The 22,894-nt window shown below is 33.7% G+C and carries 21 protein-coding genes; 11 read left to right on the top strand and 10 right to left on the bottom strand.

Translation table 11 applies throughout. From position 1 onward, the window contains the following. Positions 1 to 3: 3 nt before the first annotated feature. The 3 genes from Q0975_RS21030 to Q0975_RS21020 form a co-directional block, all read right to left on the bottom strand. Positions 4 to 603: an FMN-binding negative transcriptional regulator gene (locus tag Q0975_RS21030; protein ID WP_299440298.1), complete on the bottom strand. Its 600-nt coding sequence runs from the start codon at positions 601 to 603 to the stop codon at positions 4 to 6. Between the two features lie 3 nt (positions 604 to 606). Continuing rightward, positions 607 to 1,050: a DUF1569 domain-containing protein gene (locus tag Q0975_RS21025; RefSeq protein WP_299440297.1), complete on the bottom strand. Its 444-nt coding sequence runs from the start codon at positions 1,048 to 1,050 to the stop codon at positions 607 to 609. A 122-nt stretch (positions 1,051 to 1,172) separates the two neighbouring features. Beyond that, positions 1,173 to 1,619 carry a hypothetical protein gene (locus Q0975_RS21020; RefSeq protein WP_299440296.1) on the bottom strand — a complete coding sequence of 149 codons (447 nt, stop codon included), beginning with the start codon at positions 1,617 to 1,619 and terminating at the stop codon, positions 1,173 to 1,175. A gap of 228 nt (positions 1,620 to 1,847) precedes the next feature. On the opposite strand from Q0975_RS21020, the gene radC reads away from it, so the two are divergent. Genes radC through Q0975_RS20990 form a run of 6 tightly spaced genes read left to right on the top strand, consistent with a single transcriptional unit; the run spans position 1,848 to position 7,423 of the window. Further along, positions 1,848 to 2,546 carry a DNA repair protein RadC gene (radC, locus tag Q0975_RS21015; protein ID WP_299440295.1) on the top strand — a complete coding sequence of 233 codons (699 nt, stop codon included), beginning with the start codon at positions 1,848 to 1,850 and terminating at the stop codon, positions 2,544 to 2,546. A gap of 8 nt (positions 2,547 to 2,554) precedes the next feature. Further along, entirely contained in the window at positions 2,555 to 3,865 is a 1,311-nt protein-coding gene (locus Q0975_RS21010; RefSeq protein WP_299440294.1) for a polysaccharide deacetylase family protein, read from the top strand. Next, complete coding sequence (locus Q0975_RS21005; RefSeq protein ID WP_366889314.1) at positions 3,852 to 4,535, top strand: YjjG family noncanonical pyrimidine nucleotidase; 684 nt, start codon at positions 3,852 to 3,854, stop codon at positions 4,533 to 4,535. The genes Q0975_RS21010 and Q0975_RS21005 overlap by 14 nt, the downstream gene beginning before the upstream one ends. 46 nt (positions 4,536 to 4,581) lie before the next feature. Continuing rightward, entirely contained in the window at positions 4,582 to 5,172 is a 591-nt protein-coding gene (locus Q0975_RS21000) for a hypothetical protein (protein WP_299440292.1), read from the top strand. Further along, positions 5,169 to 6,569: a DUF5723 family protein gene (locus Q0975_RS20995; RefSeq protein ID WP_299440291.1), complete on the top strand. Its 1,401-nt coding sequence runs from the start codon at positions 5,169 to 5,171 to the stop codon at positions 6,567 to 6,569. Before Q0975_RS21000 ends, Q0975_RS20995 begins: the two co-directional genes overlap by 4 nt. Further along, positions 6,569 to 7,423, top strand: coding sequence for a hypothetical protein (locus tag Q0975_RS20990; RefSeq protein ID WP_299440290.1), 855 nt, complete (start codon positions 6,569 to 6,571; stop codon positions 7,421 to 7,423). The genes Q0975_RS20995 and Q0975_RS20990 overlap by 1 nt, the downstream gene beginning before the upstream one ends. Before the next feature lie 2 nt (positions 7,424 to 7,425). On the opposite strand, the gene Q0975_RS20985 is transcribed toward Q0975_RS20990, so the two are convergent. Beyond that, on the bottom strand, positions 7,426 to 8,703 hold the full coding sequence (locus tag Q0975_RS20985) for a replication-associated recombination protein A (RefSeq protein ID WP_299440289.1): 1,278 nt from the start codon (positions 8,701 to 8,703) through the stop codon (positions 7,426 to 7,428). A 166-nt stretch (positions 8,704 to 8,869) separates the two neighbouring features. On the opposite strand from Q0975_RS20985, the gene Q0975_RS20980 reads away from it, so the two are divergent. Continuing rightward, positions 8,870 to 9,607, top strand: a complete 738-nt coding sequence (locus tag Q0975_RS20980; RefSeq protein WP_299440287.1) for a rhomboid family intramembrane serine protease — start codon at positions 8,870 to 8,872, stop codon at positions 9,605 to 9,607. Positions 9,608 to 9,616: 9 nt separating this feature from the next. Here the strand turns inward: Q0975_RS20980 and rlmB are convergent, their stop codons facing one another. From rlmB to Q0975_RS20950, 6 genes are all read right to left on the bottom strand, one after another. Further along, positions 9,617 to 10,351: a 23S rRNA (guanosine(2251)-2'-O)-methyltransferase RlmB gene (rlmB, locus tag Q0975_RS20975; RefSeq protein WP_299440285.1), complete on the bottom strand. Its 735-nt coding sequence runs from the start codon at positions 10,349 to 10,351 to the stop codon at positions 9,617 to 9,619. A gap of 81 nt (positions 10,352 to 10,432) precedes the next feature. After that, positions 10,433 to 11,290, bottom strand: coding sequence for a hypothetical protein (locus Q0975_RS20970; protein WP_299440283.1), 858 nt, complete (start codon positions 11,288 to 11,290; stop codon positions 10,433 to 10,435). Between the two features lie 12 nt (positions 11,291 to 11,302). Next, positions 11,303 to 12,178, bottom strand: a complete 876-nt coding sequence (locus Q0975_RS20965; RefSeq protein ID WP_299440281.1) for a hypothetical protein — start codon at positions 12,176 to 12,178, stop codon at positions 11,303 to 11,305. Positions 12,179 to 12,190: 12 nt separating this feature from the next. Further along, positions 12,191 to 13,921, bottom strand: a complete 1,731-nt coding sequence (locus Q0975_RS20960; RefSeq protein WP_299440279.1) for a SusD/RagB family nutrient-binding outer membrane lipoprotein — start codon at positions 13,919 to 13,921, stop codon at positions 12,191 to 12,193. A gap of 14 nt (positions 13,922 to 13,935) precedes the next feature. Continuing rightward, positions 13,936 to 17,115: a SusC/RagA family TonB-linked outer membrane protein gene (locus tag Q0975_RS20955; RefSeq protein WP_299440277.1), complete on the bottom strand. Its 3,180-nt coding sequence runs from the start codon at positions 17,113 to 17,115 to the stop codon at positions 13,936 to 13,938. Between the two features lie 440 nt (positions 17,116 to 17,555). Beyond that, positions 17,556 to 19,250 (bottom strand): ShlB/FhaC/HecB family hemolysin secretion/activation protein, encoded by a 1,695-nt coding sequence (locus tag Q0975_RS20950; RefSeq protein WP_299440275.1) that lies wholly within the window; start codon positions 19,248 to 19,250, stop codon positions 17,556 to 17,558. Positions 19,251 to 19,434: 184 nt separating this feature from the next. On the opposite strand from Q0975_RS20950, the gene rpsL reads away from it, so the two are divergent. The 4 genes from rpsL to rpsJ are packed head-to-tail and all read left to right on the top strand — an operon-like array spanning position 19,435 to position 22,764. Continuing rightward, positions 19,435 to 19,809 (top strand): 30S ribosomal protein S12, encoded by a 375-nt coding sequence (gene rpsL, locus Q0975_RS20945; RefSeq protein ID WP_024770883.1) that lies wholly within the window; start codon positions 19,435 to 19,437, stop codon positions 19,807 to 19,809. Positions 19,810 to 19,832: 23 nt separating this feature from the next. Then, complete coding sequence (gene rpsG, locus Q0975_RS20940) at positions 19,833 to 20,309, top strand: 30S ribosomal protein S7 (protein WP_299440273.1); 477 nt, start codon at positions 19,833 to 19,835, stop codon at positions 20,307 to 20,309. 12 nt (positions 20,310 to 20,321) lie between these two features. Beyond that, on the top strand, positions 20,322 to 22,448 hold the full coding sequence (fusA, locus tag Q0975_RS20935) for an elongation factor G (protein ID WP_299440270.1): 2,127 nt from the start codon (positions 20,322 to 20,324) through the stop codon (positions 22,446 to 22,448). A 10-nt stretch (positions 22,449 to 22,458) separates the two neighbouring features. After that, entirely contained in the window at positions 22,459 to 22,764 is a 306-nt protein-coding gene (gene rpsJ, locus Q0975_RS20930; protein ID WP_010181931.1) for a 30S ribosomal protein S10, read from the top strand. Positions 22,765 to 22,894: the final 130 nt, after the last annotated feature.

Raw genomic sequence — 22,894 nt, 5'->3', positions numbered from 1 at the left:
CTTTTAAAAATGATTCTCAAACAATCCATTAACAAAATCAGCAACATTTTTTTGATTATTTTTTATTAATTCTTGCTTAGCATTTTCGATATCAGCAGGCACTTTATCCTGACTAAGTTTGAATTTCCCTTCCCATTGCTGCACTTCAATTTCGAAGCAATAGATGTAAGGAACTAAGCGATCCATTCTTGGATCTTCTATCGATAATTTAAATTTCTGGTTAGGAGCTTCCAGAAATTCTGTCATGGTTACCATAGACTTTTTTATGGATTCTGGATCTTTAATTTCCTTAACGCTACCTCTGGCGTGTGCAATGATATAGTTCCAGGTAGGTAATTGTTTAGTAGTGTATATTGCTGGAGAAATATAGGTTTGTGGTCCTTGAAAAATAGCAATAATAGGGTAGTTGTTTTTTAAAAGTTTAACATGCGGATTGTTGGCATCAATATGTCCCACAAGTTTGTTGCCATGAAAAATAAGAGGTGCATGCGTGACAAAAGGTGTTGTGTCCTGCGCTGATATTAAGGTTGCGAAAGGATAAGCAATCGCGACGCTCTTAATATTTTCAATATTATAGTCTTGGTGATGTTTTGGAGGATACACAGACTATACGCTAAATTGTTGTAAATGATGATCTAGATGTTTGTATTGCATCTTACCCCATTGATCTTTTGTGAATTTTCCGAACATGGGATGCGGATCCCATTCAGAAACAGTTCTCTTATCAGAGAATTCTGTTACCAATTCTAATAACCTTTGTTTTTCTTCTTCAAAAACTTTTGAATCTACTACCTTAAGTTTTGGGTGAGTTGGCAAATTTTTCTTCCAAGGTTTATCGTTGTACATCGCTTTTTTAAAGAACAATTTAGCCAATATACTAGGTTTCATTGGAGGATATTCTTTTTTAAGCGCGATTTTCAATGGAAATTGACAATGATAAAACATTTGAGAAATATCCATCTTACCCCAGACAGGAATACTGGCATTTGATAATTTATGAATACGATTTTCTATTTCGTTTTTCGCGGTTTCATCAAAGAGGGATTTCATAATCAAGTGTTGTTTAGCATTCAATACCCAAAAATAACAGAATTATTTTAAAAATTGGATATAGAAATACTAAGCTATTATTAAATAACTCTTCAATAAATACTAAAACTGAAAAAAGGTTCCTAGCCTACTTTTTCAAAAACAAGTTTAAGAATACCTTCTAGGTCACCGTTAGCAGAAATATCTGCTGGTGTTCCTAAATTGATCATCAAGGGCTGGTCTTTAATTTTTCCCATTAAAAAGTACTGAAAAGTAGTTCCAGCCTTAAATTTATATCCCTTAAGTTGAGATCCAAAAGAAGTAAAAGTTACTTCAGTTTTCGATGAATTACTTGCTCCAAAAGCATTAATTGTAGCATCAAAAACGGCAGATAACATATCATCACTGTAATAATCCCATTTTATAGAGGTTCCATTACAGGCTTGTAGTTCATATTCAGATTGTGCTTGACATCCTCTAGGTACTTGTATGTGGTTTCCTACTAAGTTTAAAAAACTAATGCGTTTCTTGTCTTGTCCATAGAAACTAATAGTAGCCAATAATAATACGAAAGTAAAAATGTTCTTCATAAATAGGTTAATTTGAGGTTGTTAAATTCAATGTTTTTAGATTATGGGTGGTCAAATATAGTAAAACTTTCATTTTCAAACAAATATATATATGTTGAATCCCTAAGTATTGACATAATTAACAAAATTTGTTTGTATATTTTTCGCAATAATATCTTGTATTTGAGATAAATACTTTATACTTATATAGTAAGAAGTTTAGGGAATAAAACTGAACAAAAAATTTGTATGAGTGAATATAATTCTTCATTTTCTATCAGGGAATGGAATGAAAATGATCGTCCAAGGGAGAAATTGTTGGTTAAAGGGAAGAATGCATTAAGTGATTCAGAATTAATTGCAATTCTTATTGGTTCTGGAAATAGAGATGAAAGTGCAGTGGCATTAAGTAAACGAATTTTAGCAAGTGTCGATCATCAAATTAACTCCTTAGGAAAACTATCGGTAAAGCAGTTAATGAATTTTAAGGGTATTGGAGAAGCTAAGGCAATTTCTATTGTTGCAGGTCTAGAACTAGGGAGAAGGAGGAGGGAAGAGGATGTTCCAGTTGTATCTAAGATCACTAGCAGCAAAGATGTGTTCGATATTCTTAGTCCTCTTGTTGGGGATTTAGAACATGAAGAGTTTTGGGTACTCTATCTCAATAATTCAAATAAAGTACTACAGAAAAAGCAAATAAGTATAGGAGGGAAGACGGGAACATTGGTAGATCCCAGAATTGTGTACAGATATGCGTTAGAGTTTGGTGCAACGTCTATTATTTTGGCTCATAATCATCCAAGTGGATCGTTAATGCCTAGTCAATCTGATAAAGCATTAACTCAAAAATTAAAACAAGCAGGAGTAAGTTTAGATATAAAGTTGTTAGATCATTTGATAATAACAGAAAAGAAGTATTTTAGCTTTGCAGATGAAGTTATACTATAATTATAAGTATGTTATTAGTTTATGTTCAAAAAATAACCCCAAGAGTAACGTATACGTTTAAGCATATCTGCAAGCGAATTTTGGGATTGGAGGTTGACTTTACTTCTAAAATAGAATCCTTCATTGCACATGATGGTCCTAAACTATCTTATGGTAAACAGCCATTAGGGAAGGAACTTTATTTTCAGAGTGTAGATTTGCTTTTTGAGCATGGATTTAATGAGGTAGATATACAGGTTGTTCCTTGGGAAGATACTCAATGTTTTTTTCAAGTAAAACATAGTGATGCTGCACTAAAATTTGATATTTTTTCAGCTACCTTTTATTTGCTCACAAGATATGAAGAGTATCTTCCGCATGTAAAAGATGAACTCGGACGGTTTACAGCAACAGAAAGTATAGCGTATCAAAATGGATTTTTAGAGGAACCTGTTGTTGATATCTGGGCATTTAAATTCAAAAATATTTTAAGGGATAAGTATCCAGATATAGCATTTCAGGAAAAAGAGTTTAATATACAACCTATTTTATATGTGAATCAAACCTTTGCATATTGGCAAAAAGGAATTTTAAGATCAATAGGAGGTGGTATTCGTGATCTATGGCAATTAAAGATAAGCGAAGTAACGGATAGGATTAAGGTGTTACTTGGAATTAAAAAAGATCCGTATAATACATTTGATTTTATTATTAATTTACAAAAAAACAAGATAAGGAATTGTCTTATGTTTTTTGGTTTAGGTGATTATACGAACTATGAGAAAAATATAAACCATAATAATCTGGAACATAAAGAAGTAATTAAGCATGTTTCTGATTATGTGGATGTTGGTCTTAAGGTTTCTTATGATGCGATAGCCGATTTAGCAATGTTAAAAAAGGAAAAAACCAGAATAGAGAATATTGTTAACAGACAGTTGCGCTATTCGTTATGTTCTTTTTATAAGATAAAATTACCTGAAGCCTACAGAAATTTTATTGAATTAGAAATAAAGGAAGATTTTTCTATGGGATACCCAGAATATTCGGGTTTCAGAGCTGGCACTTGTACTCCATTTATGTTTTATGATTTGGATTATGAGGTACAAACACCTTTGGTAATACATTCTTTTTGTTGTACACCCAAAAGTTTTGAAAATGCAGGGAATGAATATGCTGTAAAACAAGAGTTAGATGCTTATATAGAAAAAATTAAAAAAGTAAACGGTTTGTTTATCCCGGTTTTTAGCAATGGTTTGTTTAGTGAGCTTAATGAACAAACTTATTGGAAATCAATATTTGAGTTTATTTGGAATAAGAATGAAGATGAAAAAAATTGATCATGTATTTTTTGATTTAGATCATACGCTTTGGGATTTTGATAAAAATTCTGCTTTAGCATTTCAGTTGATGTTTGATAAATTCGGAATTAAAATTTCAATTGATCATTTTTTATCGGTTTATCAGCCAATAAATTTGCACTATTGGAAATTATATAGAGAAGAGCGAGTAACTAAATCCGAACTTCGTAGAGGTCGTCTTACGGAAGCTTTTGCTCTTTTGGGGGAGCAATTTCCATTAGAGATTATAGATGCTTTATCGGATGATTATATTAATTTTTTACCACTTAATAATTACCTAATAGAAGGAGCAAAGGAGTTGCTGGAATATTTAATGCCAAAATATCAATTGCATATCATTACTAATGGTTTTAGTGAAGTGCAACATACAAAACTTTCTAACTCTAAAATCAAACACTATTTTAGAACAGTAACTAACAGTGAACAGGTAGGAGTTAAAAAGCCAAACCCTATTATATTTGAACATGCTATCAAAGTTTCTGGTGCTGATATCGATAAAAGTTTAATGATTGGAGATAATTATGAGGCTGATATTATTGGAGCTGAAGCTATAGGAATCAAGACGATATGTTTTAACTATCATAAGGAACGGTTGCCTAAAGAAACTATTCAGGTTTCAAGATTAAATCAAATAAAAAACCATATTTAGTAATAAATATTTGTATATTTTCGTTATTACTAAACAACTCCCCCAGATGAAAACAAAAAAAATCCATGCATTGCTGCTATTTGCCAGCATAATTTTAATGACGGCTTCTTGTGTGAAAGAGCTTGATTTTGAACAGCTTGATGATGTTGTTCTTACTCCGGTTTTTGAGGCTGATTTTATTTACTCTGAATTTGATATTGAAGATTATATCCCTCAAGGAACTCCTCCAAATATTGAATTTACAATTCCCCCTGAAGTTTTACGAGATACGATAAATTATGATTTAGTAGGTACTGATTTTGCTATAGATAATTTAGACAGAGTTGAGCTTACAATAGAGGCAAGGAATACCATTGAGGTTGGATTTACAATTCAATTTCAATTTTTAACACAAGATGGTCAACCTATAGGACAACTATATAGTATTCCAGTACAGGCTGGATTAGGTGAAGGGACAGAACCTGTGATTTCTTTTTCTGACCCAGATCCAATAGTATTGGATAATGCAACTTTAAATCAATTAGCTTCTGCTCAAAAAATAGCAACAGAAATTATTGTACCTACTTTAAATTCAGATTTACGAGGTGTTCTGGATCTGAGATCAAAAGCTAGTTATTATGTAAATTATCAACTATGAGAGTTCTACTATGCCTTTTTATAGGTTTATTGGGATGCTCCATATATTCTCAGAATAAAGAAACCTTATATGATTTTACAGACTTACCTCAGTCACTAATGCTTAATCCAGGAGCGGATGTCAATTTTAAGTACCATGCAGGAGTGCCTTTTTTATCTCAATTACATTTTAATGTAGGTTTTAGAGGAGCTTCTATTTATGATGTTTTTGCGGATGATGGTAGAGATATTAATGACAAAATTGAAAACACAATTAATACGCTAACTAGTAATGATTTTTTTACTTTAACTCAACAATTGGATCTTATAAATTTTGGCTGGCGAAGCAAAAATGATAAAGATTTATATTATTCTGGTGGGTTGTATCAGGAACTCGATTTGATTGTGTATTTTCCTAAGGATTTTGCTGTCTTAGCATATCAAGGAAATCAAGATTTTATTAATGTCCCATTTAGATTCTCTAATGTTAGTGCTACAGGAGAGCTTTTAACAGTTTATCATTTCGGATATAATAAAAAAGTAAATAAGAAACTTACTTTTGGTGCTAGAGCGAAGTTGTATTCTAGTATTTTTAATTTCAGAAGTACCAAAAATAGAGGAACTTTTACTACAATAGAAACTCCTCAAGGTAATAATATATATCAGCATGTAATAAGTAATGCAGATGTGAGTGTTCAAACGGCAGGATATGCCTTTTTGCGTGATATTGAATCTGAAGATAATTCGGATGGAGCAAAACAAGTAACAAATAAATTCTTAGGAAGAGCTTTTCTTGGTGGAAACTTAGGTATTGGTTTTGATGTTGGATTTACATATAAATTAGAGGATCAATGGACCGTAACAGGTAGTATGACTGATTTAGGGATGATTTTTTACACTAAGGATGTTGAGACTTATCAGGCAAAAGGTAGTTTTGTTTTTGAAGGTTTAGAGACTCCAATTACGGATGATAATGGTCAAGATGTTTTAGATGAACTTGAAGAAGCAATACCTATTGATACGTTAAATACTAGCTATTCTGCGCTACGTCCTGTAAAACTTAATGGTTCTATTAAGTATTCTTTTAATAGATATGAGGATGATAGTTGTAATTGTTTTTGGGACGGAGAAGGAGCTCCCTATCGTGATGCTTTTGGATTACAGGTGTTTACACAGTTTAGACCCAAAAGACCGCAGTATGCAGCTTCTTTATTTTATTACAAGCGTTTATCTAATTTTCTTAGAACAAAATTGACTTATACGGTTGATGATTATTCTTTTAAGAATATAGGTTTTCTTTTATCTACGCATATTAACAAAATTAATTTCTATATTTCGGCAAATAATCTTTTGGAATTTTCTAATCTTGCGGATGCTAGGGGAGTATCTATTCAATTAGGATTTAATGTAATAATGTAATGAATATAACACGTATTTTATTTTTTGGGCTTGCAATCTTTTTTACTGTCAACTTTAATGCACAGAATACTGTAAATGATTATAAGTATGTAATTGTACCAGAGGGGTATGTTTTTTTAAGGGAAAACGATGATTATCAGTTAAACTCTTTGACAAAGTTTCTATTTGAAAAGTGTGGTTTTACTGCTTTTATAAGAGGCGAAGCATTACCGGAAGATCTTAAGAGAAACGGTTGTAAAGGACTAAGAGCGGATGTGAGAAAAAAATCAGGATTGTTGAAAACAAAACTTACAATAGATTTAATTGATTGTAACGGCGCAGTCGTTTTTACTTCTAGAGAAGGAGCAAGTAGAGAAAAGGAATTTAAAAAATCATATCAAGAAGCTCTTAGGAATGCTTTTAGGGATGTAAAGTCACTTAATTATAAATACAATGGTAAAAAAGAAACTTCTGCGCAAAATGACAATAGTACTGTTCAGCAGCCAGCTGTTTCAAAACAGACTGTTGTGTCAGGAGAAACTCCAGTTGCCACAGCTAGTGATGCGCAAATAACAAATAACCAAAAAAATAATCTTCCAAAACAAAATGTATCAGTAGCAAAAAGTGGCTCCTATATGTATAATGATGAGGTATATGTTTTTGAAAGGCGAGCATACGGTTTTGAATTACTACAAAATGCGGATACCAAAGTTCCCATAGGTAAAATATTTATATCAAGTAGAGATAATAGTTATATTATTCAGGCTGGTGATTTAAGTGGTAATGGTTATTTTGATGCATATGGGAATTTTATTCTAGATAGAATTAATCCAGTAACTGATAAATTGATTACAGATACTTTTGCTCGTCAGTAATCTTAATAATTATATTTATCTCCCCATCGTGATTTAAGGAATGTTCTTAATGCATTTTCTCGTTGATTGTTTCCTGGGTCATAAAGCTTCGTGTTTTCTACTGATTCGGGAAGAAATTCTTGTTGAATAAAGTTATTGCCATGGTCGTGAGCATATTTATAATCTTCACCATAGCCTAATTCTTTCATTAATTTAGTGGGAGCATTTCTAATATGCAATGGTACAGATAAATCTCCTGTTTGTCTTACCAACTGTTGTGCTTTATTAATAGCCATATAGGAGGCATTACTTTTGGGAGAAGTGGCCAGATATACAGCGCATTGACTTAAAATGATTCTGGCTTCAGGATATCCTATAATGGTAACCGCTTGAAAAGTATTATTCGCCATAATTAATGCAGTCGGATTAGCGTTTCCGATATCTTCAGATGCTAATATTATCATTCTACGAGCTAAGAATTTTAGATCTTCTCCTCCTTCAATCATTCGAGCTAGCCAATATACTGCAGCATTTGGATCACTTCCGCGAACGGATTTAATAAATGCCGATATAATATCATAATGTTGTTCTCCTGTTTTATCATACCTTACAGTATTCTGCTGTACAAGTTTTAGAACAAGATCATTGGTAATGATAATAGTATCCTGATCTTGACCAGAAACTATTAGTTCGAAGATGTTTAATAATTTTCTGGCATCTCCACCGCTTAGTCTAAGAAGGGCCTCTGTTTCTTTAAGTTTTATCTTTTTTGATTGCAGATATTCGTCTTGTTTCATAGCTCTATCTAGTAGCGCTTCTAATTCTTTTTTCCCAAAAGGATTAAGAACATATACTTGGCAACGAGATAGCAATGCAGGAATCACTTCGAAGCTGGGATTCTCTGTGGTAGCTCCAATTAGTGTGATCCAGCCTTTTTCTACAGCGCCTAGTAAAGAATCTTGTTGAGACTTACTAAAACGATGAATCTCATCAATAAATAAGATTGGATTTTTAGAAGTAAACAGTCCGCCACTTTGTTTCGCTTTATCAATTACTTCACGTACCTCTTTTACTCCACTATTAATAGCACTAAGTGTATAGAAGGGTCTTTCTGATTCTTTAGCTATAATGTTTGCTAAAGTAGTTTTTCCTACTCCTGGAGGCCCCCATAAGATTAAAGAAGGAATAATTCCTTTTTTAATTTGCTTAGTTAAAGAACCGTCATCGCCAATTAAGTGTTCTTGGCTTAAATATTCTTCTAAAGATTTAGGTCGTATTCTTTCTGCCAGTGGTTTATTCATGGCTACAAAGGTACTAAAGAGCTCTTATTAGAGATATTATAATTATTAACTTTATTTTGAATTTAACTAGGTTAATACAGTTTTTTTGTGATTTAAGAGTTTGGATTACTGACAATTTAGCGGAATTTAGTTTTTTGGACGGTTTTTTGATTTATAGGATGTACTTATGGAAAAAAGTAATCATTTTAGATTTAGTACGGGAGTAATTGGATATCCTATATTATTTGTCCTGTTAATTTGGTTTGTATTTTGGTTTGAAATTAGATTCGGTTTTGATTTCAATCATTTCGGAATATATCCCAGAACGATAACCGGACTAAGAGGAGTGTTGTTTTCTCCTTTTATTCATGGAGATTTGTCACATCTATGGCATAACACATTGCCGTTATTAATTTTGTCCGTATCTCTTTTCTTCTTTTATCCGAAGAACTCTTGGAAGGTGTTATTTTTAGGGGTTCTATTAACTGGTGTTTTGACATGGTTGTTTGGACGGCAAGCAAATCATATTGGAGTAAGTGGAGTTATATATATGCTTTTTGGATTTCTATTTTTTAAAGGAATAGTTGCGAAGCATTTTAGATTGATTGCATTGTCATTTGGAGTTGTTTTTATTTATGGAAGTATGATATGGTATACATTACCAGTGGATCCAAAAATCTCCTGGGAAGGTCATTTGTCTGGTCTGATAGTTGGAGTATTGTTAGCTTTTTTAATAAAAAAAGGCGTGGTTAAGCCAAAGACATATCATTGGGAATCTCCTGATTATAATCCCGAGGATGATGAATTTTTAAAACATTTTGATGAAAACGGTAATTTTATTGAAAAATTACCTGAGCAAGATATTGAAGAAGATATTAAGGTAGTTTATGAATATAAGTCAGAGGATAATGCTAAAAACGAATAAATCGTGTTTTTATAACCTTTGTCTAATAGTTTCATATAAGAATACTCCGCAAGCAACAGAAACGTTAAGTGAAGCTATTTCTCCATACATAGGTAATTTGGCCAGATGATCAGCAATCTTTAAAACAGAATTAGATATACCTTTACCCTCACTACCCATTACTATGGCACTAGGAGTGGTTATATCTATATCATAAATAGGGGAGGAAGCTTTCTCTGTTGCAGCTATTATCTGTATTCCGGAAGCTTGTAGGTAAAACATAGCATCTTTAATATGATCAACTTTGCAGATTGGAATCTTAAAAATAGCTCCTGCAGAAGTTTTTACAGTATCCGCACTTACTGGTGCTCCACCTTTTTTCTGAATGATAATACCATGGACTCCTGTACATTCAGCAGTTCTTATAATTGCTCCAAAATTACGAACATCAGATAATTGATCTAGAATCAGGAATAACGGAGTTTCACCGGATTCAATTATTTTGAGAACTAAATTTTCTAGATTATGAAATTCGATAGGAGAGGTAAGCGCTACAACTCCTTGGTGGTTTTTACGAGTAAGCCTATTTAATTTTTCTATAGGAACGTATGAAAAACTGATACTATCTGTTTTAATCAAGTTCATTAGTTCCTTGGCGAGCTCTCCTTGTAAACCTTTTTGGATAAAAAGTTTATCGATTGTTTTTCCTGAATTGATTGCTTCAATAACTGCTCTTATACCAAAGATTTGAGATTCTTTTTCCATAGCAGACAAAGATATATATAAAAAAACATCCCGATCAAATTTTGATCGGGATGTTTATATAATTATTTATTGGAGATTCTCTTATAGAGCACCAATATTTATGTAGCTTACTTCTCCACTTACAGCATCTGTAACTTTTTCAAAAGTTGCAATTGCTATACGTGTACCAGCTGGAGATCCAGCAGGTAAAGCACCGTTAACTACATATAAAACTCCATCAGGACCTGTCATTAATAGATCATAATTAAGATCAACAGTAGGCGACGCAGTAAATATGGTAACATAAACGTCATAGATTCCATCATCTCTTCCAGCATTTTGGAATAAATCACTTTCAAAACGACTTCCACTTGCTGCTGATTCGAATATAGAAGTAAAAGCTCTGTCGATTATTTCCATATCTAAATCATTAGTAGCAGGATCTTCCCAGTCAAATAGTACATTCATACCACTATCAGCAGGTAAAGTGTCAGCATAAATACCTAAGTCCACTGAGTTAGATGAAATCGTATATGTAGTACCAGAAACTAGTTCATCAAGAAGAATAGCTACTAAAGTTATTGTAGCTGCGTTACTAACACCACCAACAGTATCTCCAGTAATAACTCCATCATCTGCAGGAACAGTAATAGTACCTGATCCTGTGGTAGCACCCGCTAATACAGTAGCAGTTCCAATACTATTATTACCATTATCTAACGTTATTCTAGCAGTTACTGTTGCGTCACTAGAAAAGGAATTTGGTAAAGTAACCTGGAAACTTATAACGTTACCTTCTCCAATTACTAATAAATCAGGTGTTATCGTAGCCTCTAGATTTACAACGGTTTCACTTAATGGGTCACCATCTCCGGCAGATATTGGATCATCGTCATCACATGCACAAAAACATAATACTGCAAGTGAAAGAATTATATATTTTAAATTAAATCTTTTCATAATTTCAAAGTTTTATTGTTTTTGTAAAACAAATTTGTGAGGATTAGCATTAAAAGGTAAGAAGTTCATGTTTATATCAAGTGCACCAACACAAGAAAAGAAAAACCCACCTTCTACAAGATACGTGTTTTCAGTACCTAATACAGATGCATCAAAGGATACAGCTGCATTTCCATCCTCATCATTTCCGCCACCAGTAATGATACCAGTTGCAAAGTCAATATCTAGAATTAATGGATCTCCACCAGTAGTTGTGTATTCTCCTTCTACAATTGTAATCTGACCAGATCCAGGACCTGCAACGATTGTTCTTGTAAAATTAGTTTCTCCGAAGAAAGTACCAAAACCAAGTTCGGTAACATCATAAGTTCCAGCTATTTCTGCAGGGTCAACAGGACAAGATATAAAAGTTCTTAAGTTGTAAGCTTGTCTAATACCAGACTCTGCTTGTACATCTCCACTTAAATTACTAGTAGTAACTACGGTTCCATCTGTTCCTACACTTGTACCTACAAAATCAAATCTTGTTCCTGGTCCAAAAGTGCTAACATCAACACCTAATGCAGTTGCAATGTCACCAGCGGTAACTAAGAAAGTTGCCGGAAAAGTAGTAGTTGTGTATAACTCAGCAAACTCAGATGCATCATCTCCACCGATTACAGCTCTAACTTCAATCGTATGACTTGCTACATTGTCAACCGGAGCTCTTAGAGTTCCACCATAAGTAGAAGTCCCTATTTGCGTTACATCAATCAAAGCGTTTTCAATATCTATAAGAACAAATACACCATCTACTTGTTCAACGAGGGGCGATTTTTCATTATCCTCACAATTTGTTAGTGTCAGTGATACTAAACAAATTATTGCTATTTTAAATATATTTTTCATTGAATTTATTTTTTAATTAATGAACCCAGGAGCGTTAGTATCCCAGAATACTTGTTCTGTTCTATCTCTTTGAGTAGCATTCACATTTACATTAACATAATTAGCAGGATATAATGCTGTTCTATAGTAGTCTCCAGAGTTGATCTCTAATGTTGGTTGGAAGTTACTTGGGAAACCAGTTCTTCTATATCCATTATATATTTCTAAACCATTACCATATGCAGCGATATAGTATTCTTTCATTATAATGTCTAGTTTACCTAAGTTATCAACTAAATCATATTGAGTAAGTACTAGAGTAACATAGGCATCTATATTTGCTGTAGTAGCTGCAAAAGTACTTGCTGCTGTAGTAGCATCAAAGGTTGTTACTTTAAGCATAGAAGCTCTGATACCTGCTTCTAAGAATGCTCTTGCATCACCTGTAGTTCCTAGTGTTAATTGCGCTTCAGCTTTAATGAAGTTAACATAAGAAGAAAGTAATACTGGAGTAATACCTGCTCCTAGCAGTGTTCCGTCTTCACCGTCATTTTGAACATCATCATCTTGATTCTCATCAAATAAACCTCCTACAGGATATACTCCATATACTGTTCTTTGAGTATTATCTGGAGGAATACCTCCATTGTCTCCCATATCTCTACCCCAATAACCTCTTCCTGCGTCTGCAGTACAGAATGGAACTGGTGTAGTGTTGTAGATAGAAGTTACAGCCGCATAGTGACCTGGAGCAGATTGTCTTCCGTCACCACAGCCTAATGTGAAAATATCTTCCCCTGTAGCGTCATTGTCTTGTCTATAGAAATAGTAACGTAATCTAGGGTCATCAATTCCTTTTTCACCACTTCCTAGCATTGCCCACATTAGATAATTAGACATATAACCTGCAGCACCATTCTCATAGTATCTTCCATAACCAGGATGACGAGAATCAGGATTTACCCTAGTAGAATTGTAATTAAACTGCCAATCTTCTGCAGCAGTATCGATTAAATCGTTTTCTAAAAGCAACGCATTTATTTCGCTAGTAATATTTAATCCAATCGCTGTCCCATTAAGTCTAGCATTGTTTAATATTCTTAGTTTTAATGTTTTTGCAGCTGTAATCCAATTATCCTGTAAATCAGCATCTACTGATCCACCATTGTTTAAAGCAAAATACATATCATCTCCTGGTAAAACAGAAGTTTCAGTAGCAAGCATTGTAATAGCTTCATTTATATCAGCTAGAGCAGCAAGGTATACATCAGATTGTGCATCTTCAGTAGGGTTTAAATTATCATTACCTTGTAAAGCTTCACTAAATGGTACATCACCAAAAAGGTCAACAAGCGTTACAAGAGTATAAGCTCTCATAATTTTAGAAGCTCCTAAGTGATAGGTTAATCCTTGTTCTTGTGCTATTGGTTCCAATGCTTGAACATCAGCAAGTATTCCTGCATAAGCAGAAGTCCATAATCCATTAAAACTAGAAGGTGAAAAAGCATTTACATATTGATTACCTCCTGTCATTGCGAAAGAACGGGTAACCTGTGCGGTAAATGAAGCGTCTCCTGCAGCATTTTCAACAAATCCTACAAATCCTAGCTGAATATTATTAAATAAAAATTCAGGGTCTAATCGATCTTCGGTTACATCATTTGGATTTTGTAATAAATCCAGTTCGGTAGTTTCACAAGAAGTAAATCCTATGAGAACGAACATAAACAGTATAACTGGTTTTATAAATTGTCTATTTTTCATAATTTTTTTAATTTTTAGAATGTAAGGTTTAAGCTAAATCCATATCGCTTAGCAGTTGGACCAGTTAGGTAATCAAAACCTTGTCCATTACCAACACCTAAACTTGTAACTTCTGGATCAAAATTTAATCCATCAGGGAAATTGATCGCTTTATACCACATATTTTGTCCTATAAAACTAATAGACACTTTTCCGAAAGGAGTTTGTTCTAAAAATCTTTTAGGGAAATTATAGCTTAAACTAACTTCACGTAGTCTAATAGTAGAAGCATCATAAATTGCTTGCTCATCTATAAAGAATCCTGAATTAACAAAACCTAAATCTGTTGCAGCTATTTGAGTTGTATTAGGAGCTCCATTTAAATCTACACCAGGCAAAATAAATGTTTGAGTTCTGTCATACTCTGTGTCAGTAGTTAAACCTCTTGATAGTAATGCAGAAGCAGTAGTAGAAAAGATGTCTCCACCGTGCGTGTATTCTAACTGAGTGTTTAAAGTAAAGTTCTTATAAGAAAACTCATTAATAATAGTAGTTCTCCAATCAGCATTAGGATCACCAATGATTTTAAGATCAGTGTCAGCTACATAGTTTCCATCAGCACCAACAACAAAGTTACCATTAGCATCTCTTTGTATAGATGTACCAACAATAACACCATAAGCTTCTCCTGAGATAGCAGCATTACCTTGAGTTCCGAATCCTGCAAAAACAGTTATACTTCCTGGAGCATCTCCATTATCTTCTACTATATTTTCATTAATAGTATACTGTCCTGAGATGTCCCATCTGAAACCTTCTGGATCATCACTTCTAATTGGATTTAAATTGAATCCTAATTCAAGACCTTGGTTAGTTACTTCTCCTAAGTTGTCAGAAGTCACTGTATAACCTGTAGCTGGATCTAATTGCTTGTTTTGAAGAATTAAATCAGTCGATTTTTTGTCATAAACAGATAAATCAAAACCTATCCTGTTATCAAATAATCTAGTTTCAATACCCGCTTCAACTTCCGTGATCAATTCAGGTTTTAGATTAGGATTACCTAAGTTATTGTTAATTGTCAATACGTTAGTAGTTCCTCCTGTAGGACTATCAAAAACATTAGTAGCACTTCCTAATCCTCTAATCGAAGCATATGGGTCAGGGAAACCTGCAGAAGAACCGTATCCAACTCTCAGTTTCAAATAGTTAATAGCTTTGCTTCCTTTTAAAGCTTCAAAAGCTGAAGTTGGAACAAATGATAAACTTGCTGATGGATAGAAAATACTTCTACTTTCTCTAGGAAGAGATGAGAACCAGTCATTTCTACCTTGAACGTTTAGATATAAATAATTGTCATATCCAAAAGTAACACTACCATAGGCACCTATAATGTTTGATTCCTGAAAGAAAGTGTTAGCAGTAGTTTCCTCAAAATTGTTATGAGTAAAAATACCATAAACAAACTGTTGAGTACTATTAGTGTTTTGGAAAATAAACTCTTCATTTCTTGGGTTTAAACCAATTGTACCACTAAGATTAATCTTATCAGATACGTTTGTGTCAAAATTCAAACTTAATGTATGATCCCAAGTAGTACTTTCAATATCAGAAGTAGAATAATTACCTCCTTGAACTTGCTGACCACCTTTGTTAGCTGTTCTTTCGTTTCTTTGGTTATAACCATCAATACTTAAACGGTAAGATAAGTTAATCCAATCGTTGATTTGGTATGAAGTAGTTACGTTACCGAAGAATCTTCTAATTCTCTCCGTGTCTTTAATGTTTTTACTAGTCCATAATGGATTCTGAATATCATTACCAGCTCTATAGTATACTGATGAGTTGTCTAATGGGTTTTCAAAAGGTAAACCGAATAAGTCAACACTTCTTGGAGTATACAATACATTAGCAAATAATGATGCTCCTGCAGGGTTACTACCAAAACCAACAGCAGTTGGAGGAGTAACTTTATCAGTTCTTACATAGTTAAAAGATGAACTGATCGTAAACTTATTAGATAATTTTGTTGATCCACCAGCACTGAAGTTCAATCTGTTATATTCATTATTTGGTACGAATCCTTCGTCTTCAGTACGTCCAAAATTAATATTATAGTTTGAGTTTTCACTAGAACCGCTAGCTCCTATAGATGTAGTTACAACTGAACCTGTAGTAAAAAAGTCTTCTACACTGTCATATGGTCTGTACTCATAACGAGCTCCTTGGAATTGAGGGAATGCTGTAGCAAGATCATCTCTGTCATATGGATGTGGAACAGTTCCGTCAGCACCAACACTTTGTTGTCCTCTTGTATTAAAGTTAGGACCCCAGTTACTAAATGCTTGAGAATAGTTTTGATAAAAACCATTACCGTAAGTATCTTGGTAATCAGGAAGGTTAGCAATTTGGTTTGAGAAATAAGATTGGTTAACAGAAATTTCAAATTTCTTATTGTTATCTGCTTTAGTACCAGATTTTGTAGTTACTAAAACAACACCATTTCTACCAGCTTGACCATAAAGTGTCGTTGCACTTAATCCTTTTAATACTGATATTTCTTTAATGTTGTTCGGATCTAAATCTAAGAAACGACTAGAAGCAGAAGCTCCTCCAGCAACAAAGTTTGTGTCATTGTTAGTGTTCGAATTAAAAGGAACACCATCCACTACGAAAAGTGGTTGGTTACTTCCGTTAATAGAAGAGTAACCACGTATAATAATGTTGGTTCCAGAACCAGATAAACCGGATGTTTGAGTAATGTTTACACCAGACGCTTTTCCTGTCAGTGCTCTAATCACATCCGTTTGCGGTTTAGAAGCAATGTCATCAGCAGCAATTGTTGCAACAGCGTATCCTAATGCTTTCTTAGCTTTACGAATACCTTGAGCTGTTACTACTACTTCTTCTAATGTTGCTGCATCCTCAGCAAGTTGTACATTGATACTGTCACCATCTCCAATTACAACCTCTTTGGTTGTAAAACCAAGATAACTAAATGAAAGTACCGCTCCTTTGTTTGCTTTAATGGAATAGTTTCCATCAAAATCAGACTGCGTACCTGTACTAGTACCTTTTACAACGATATTTACTCCTGGTAAAGGTAACCCACTATTGTCGGTCACATTACCTGAGATCGTTTTTTCTTGTGCAAACGTTAGTTGCACTACAAACGCCAGTAAAAGCGTTAGAATTCCTCTAAACTTTGTTCTCATTTTATAATTTATTTGAATTAGCCAATGCCAAAAATCATAATAAAATCTTAATTAAACAACTTTTATTTAGTTAAAAATTAAATTATTGTTCTAGTCTGGTTAATATATTGTGAAATCCTACTATAACGTTATAGTACTAAGTTTGTGCTTTTCTGTGGCCTCTTTTTGATTTGAAAATTAAGGTTGTTGGTTTGTTAAATAAAATAGCAGTAGCTTTTTGAAATAATCATAAATCTTTTGTTTTGAGATTATTATAATAGGTATGCGCATGTTGTTGTGGCAATGAGTTTTGTTATTTCAATTGAGGTTAGTGCTGTTATTGTTTTGATGATTGGAGTTTGAGTATTTGTTGGATCTAGGCTAGGATAATGGTTGTAAGGGAGGGTTTATAAGCCACTTTTGTTAGGTTAATTTATCTTAATATTTGATGTTTTGAGGATTTAAAACGTTGCATTTAGGCTAATATGTACCTTTGTATTGGAGAATCTAAAGTTGGAGTTGCTGTTTTTTCCATTAGCGAAAATTATCTTAAATAGACCTGTTTGTGTATTTAATCCTAGCCCAAATCCAAAACTAGTAAGGTTGTCTGAAATCCTATTGCTTTCGTCTTCAAAATAAGAGTAATCTATAATTGAATGTGCATAGAGATTCTGAGAGAGGATGTATCTGTATTCAGTATTAAGGACGTTATAGAGAGATGCATTAACGCTATTTTCTTCAAATCCTCGTATCGAATTGATGCCTCCAAATCTAAATAACTCATTGGTGAATAAATCGTCAGAAATAATAATTGAAGCTGTGTTTTTTAAGAAAATAGAATTTCTTTGATTTAATTCGAATATGTAGCTAAGGTTGATACTTCCTTTTATTTGGTTTATGCTTTCAGTATCTGTGCTTCTTGAACCAAATTCTGCTTCAATACTATATGTGTTTTTAACAGGGAATAAATCGTTATTCTGTCTTTTGGTGTGATTAAAGCCAATTCCAAAGAAGGAAGCGGAGTAGTTGTTTATGTTTAAAATGGGTTGTGGTATATCTAGGAGATTGTTAGAAGAAATTGCTTTATATCCAATTGATAAATTGTTTTTGTCGTTTATAAGATAGTTTAGGCGAATGTTTTGCTCTGTGATTAAAAAACTAGAATCTTTTTTAAAGATATCTAAACTGGCTTCTATGCCGATAGGGGTTTTTAGTATGTATGGCAATGAAAGATTGGCCTGAAATCTTTGTTGTTCGTTTCCGTCGCTTTTGTAAATTAGATTAAGTCGCTCTCCAAAGTTTAGATTATTGATAAGGTTTAAGTTTAGGTATCCATTGAGTTCTAGATTTCCTGACTCAGTATCTGTAGAAAAACCAAGAAAGCCATCGAAAGCGTTTGCTGACTTTTTTTCTAAGTATAAGTATATTTTGGTAGAGTCTTTTTCGAATAAAACCTCTGGAGATTTAATGTTTTTTGCGAAGCCTAGATTGTCGATGGTTAGTGACTTTTTTACGACATCACTTTTTTTAAATACAATTCCTTTGCGGATTCTGCTATTGTATTTTAGGTAAGATTGCGGGAACTTGTTGTATCCTTTTATTATAATGTCATCAATAGTTCTTATTTTGCTTTTTGAACTTACAAGTTTTGCGAAAACTTCATTTTCGCCCTTGCTTATCTCTATAAGTGATAAATTACTAAAAGTGTTTCCTTGGTCAACGAGGTGGTTTGTTAGTAGTTGAAGTGTTTCTTCTGTTTTCTGGAATGGTATTGAAAAGTGATTGTCAGTTACAGTGTTTGATATCTGTTTTAAGAATTTTTTAGAGATAAATTGTTTGTTGTAATGTATGGTTAGTTGTTTGTACTTTTTGTTTAATTCGAAACGACCGGTAAAAGAAGAGTCGGATGTTTTTTTAAGGGTGATCAATCTTGCGTCGAGATACCCTGATTTTAATAATCTTTTTTGAAAATTTTCTATTTCATTTTTTAAATCTAGAAAACCCTTGAAGTTTTTTTTGTATCCAATACTGTCGGTTTTTAAAGTTTCTAGAGAATCTTTTCCTTTTAGAGAGAGGTGTAAAACGGAATTTTGTGCATTACAAAATGAATGTATACATATATTAAGGAGAAAGAGGTAGAATAATTGTGTTTTCAATTTGCTTTTTAATAGTGCTAAAATAACGGAAAATAGAAGGATTTCTTACAGTTAAACAGTATGATTTTAAATCTATTTGAAAATTAATGCATTAGGATTTGAATTGCTCAGAAATATTTCTACCTTTGCAGCCCTCATAAAAGAGGTAATTAAAAAATATTTTTAAAATAGTGTAAAGCAAATTATGCCAACAATTTCACAATTAGTAAGAAAAGGTAGAGCCAAAATAACTAAGAAGAGTAAATCGGCTGCTTTAGATTCTTGCCCGCAACGCCGCGGTGTTTGTACACGTGTTTATACCACTACACCTAAAAAGCCAAATTCAGCTATGCGTAAAGTAGCTCGTGTTAGGTTAACTAATGGTAAGGAGGTAAACGCATACATCGGAGGTGAAGGTCACAATCTACAGGAGCACTCGATAGTATTAGTTAGAGGTGGAAGGGTAAAAGATTTACCAGGAGTTAGGTATCACATTGTTCGTGGAGCTTTAGACACCGCAGGTGTAGAAGGAAGAACGCAACGTAGATCTAAGTATGGTGCAAAACGCCCTAAGAAGTAATTAAAAAACTTTAAGAAGAAGACATGAGAAAAAGAAAGGCTAAAAAAAGACCTATTTTGCCAGATCCTCGTTTTAACGATCAATTAGTGACTCGTTTTGTAAACATGATGATGTGGGATGGTAAAAAGTCAACTGCTTTTAAAATTTTCTATGATGCGATTGATATCGTTGACGAGAAAAAACAGAACGAAGAAAAAACAGCTTTAGAAATGTGGAAAGATGCGTTGTCTAACGTAATGCCACATGTGGAAGTAAGAAGCCGCCGTGTTGGGGGTGCTACTTTCCAGATTCCTAATCCAATTAGACCGGATAGAAAGATATCAACTGCGATGAAGTGGTTGATTCAGTTTTCTCGTAAGAGAAATGAGAAATCTATGGCTCAAAAACTTGCTGCGGAAATTATTGCCGCAGAAAAAGAAGAAGGAGCAGCGGTTAAGAAGAGAGTGGATACTCATAAAATGGCTGAAGCAAATAAAGCATTCTCACACTTTAGATTTTAATCACGAACAGAAATGGCTAGAGATTTAAAATATACAAGAAATATAGGTATTGCTGCTCATATTGATGCAGGGAAGACTACGACAACAGAGCGTATTCTTTATTATACCGGTGTAAGTCACAAGATTGGTGAGGTTCATGATGGTGCAGCTACTATGGACTGGATGGAGCAAGAGCAGGAAAGAGGTATTACAATTACTTCTGCTGCGACTACATGTGAGTGGAAGTTCCCAACAGAAAACGGTCAACCTTTAGATGATACTAAGGGATATCACTTTAATATTATTGATACTCCAGGTCACGTGGATTTTACTGTAGAGGTAAATCGTTCTCTTCGTGTACTTGATGGATTGGTGTTTTTGTTTAGTGCTGTTGATGGTGTTGAACCACAATCAGAGACTAACTGGAGGCTTGCAGATAATTACAAAGTTCCAAGAATTGGATTTGTAAATAAAATGGATCGTCAAGGATCTAATTTTATGGAAGTGTGTCAACAAGTTAAGGATATGTTAGGTTCTAATGCAGTGCCTATTGTATTGAATATTGGTGACGAAGAAGATTTTAAAGGAATTGTAGATTTAGTTAAGAATCGTGCTATTGTATGGCATGAAGAGGGACAAGGAGCTACATTCGATGTTGTAGATATTCCTGAGGATCTTAAAGAAGAAGCAAGAATACTTCGTGGTAAACTTATCGAAGAAGTTGCTGCTTATGATGAAGATCTTCTTGAGAAATTTATGGAAGATGAGGATTCGATTACAGAGGAAGAAGTGCATGCTGCGCTTAGAGCTGCTGTGATGGATATGTCTATTATTCCAATGATTTGTGGGTCTGCATTTAAAAATAAAGGTGTTCAGTTTTTATTAGATGCAGTATGTCGTTACTTGCCTTCTCCTACTGATAAAGAAGGTATTGTAGGGGTTAATCCTGATACAGATCAAGAAGAAATTCGTAAGCCAGATGCGAAAGAACCATTTGCAGCGCTTGCATTTAAAATTGCTACAGATCCATTTGTTGGACGTTTGGCATTTTTCCGTGCATACTCAGGTCGTTTAGATGCAGGTTCTTATGTGTTAAATAATCGTTCGGGTAAAAAAGAACGTATTTCTCGTATTTATCAAATGCATGCTAATAAGCAAAATGCTATTGACTATATTGAAGCAGGAGATATTGGAGCTGCTGTAGGGTTTAAGTCTATTAAAACAGGAGATACGCTTACAGCTGAAAAGCATCCTATAGTTTTGGAGTCTATGGACTTTCCGGATCCAGTAATTGGTATTGCGGTTGAGCCTAAAACTAAAGCTGATGTAGATAAGTTAGGTATGGGATTAGCTAAATTAGCTGAAGAAGATCCTACGTTTACTGTCCGTTCAGATGAAGCTTCAGGACAGACTATTATTTCTGGAATGGGTGAACTTCACTTAGATGTGATTGTAGATCGTTTGAAGCGTGAATTCAAAGTAGAGGTTAATCAAGGTCAACCACAGGTTGAATATAAAGAAGCTATTACACAGTCTGCTGATCATAGAGAAGTTTATAAGAAACAATCTGGTGGTCGTGGTAAGTTTGCTGATATTGTATTTACAATTGAACCAGCTGATGAAGGTGTTGTAGGTCTTCAGTTTGAGTCTACAATAAAAGGTGGTAACGTTCCTAAGGAATTTATCCCTTCAATTGAAAAAGGATTCAAAATGGCTATGGTGAATGGTCCGTTAGCGGGTTATGAAGTAGATGCTATGAAAATAACATTGAAAGATGGTTCTTATCATGATGTGGATTCTGATCAATTGTCATTCGAATTGGCGGCTAAGTTAGGATTTAAGAATTCTGCAAAAGCTGCAAAAGCTGTGATAATGGAGCCTATTATGAAATTAGAGGTTATTACTCCAGAAGAAAATATGGGTGATATCGTAGGTGATCTTAATAGACGTCGAGGACAAGTTAGTGATATGGGTGATAGAGCTGGTGCAAAAACTGTAAAAGCTACTGTGCCACTTTCAGAAATGTTTGGATATGTTACTACATTAAGAACATTGTCATCTGGTAGAGCAACATCTACTATGGAATTTTCTCACTATGCTGAAACTCCTTCTAATATTTCAGAAGAAGTAATTGCAGCTGCAAAAGGAGTTAACGCTTAATCTTACAGAAATGAGTCAAAAAATTAGAATAAAACTAAAATCTTACGATCATAATTTAGTGGACAAGTCTGCTGAGAAGATTGTTAAGACCGTTAAGAGTACTGGAGCTGTGGTTACAGGCCCAATTCCATTACCAACACATAAGAAGATTTTTACAGTATTACGTTCTCCGCACGTTAATAAAAAATCTAGAGAGCAATTCCAATTAAGTTCTTATAAAAGACTTTTGGATATTTATAGTTCGTCTTCAAAAACGATTGATGCGTTAATGAAGCTAGAATTACCAAGTGGAGTAGAGGTTGAAATCAAAGTTTGATAGAATTTCTAGGTAAGAAAATCTTACGATAAATGTCCCAAGCTGCGTGCAAGGGAAAAACGGCAAAAAAAATACATTCAGGGTTGAAGTGTTTTTAACCCTGTTTTTTTGCAAAATAATAAGTAGAATA

The sequence above is a fragment of the uncultured Aquimarina sp. genome (assembly GCF_947500065.1).
Classification (GTDB): Bacteria; Bacteroidota; Bacteroidia; order Flavobacteriales; family Flavobacteriaceae; genus Aquimarina.
This window is presented reverse-complemented; position numbering and strand designations above follow the sequence as displayed.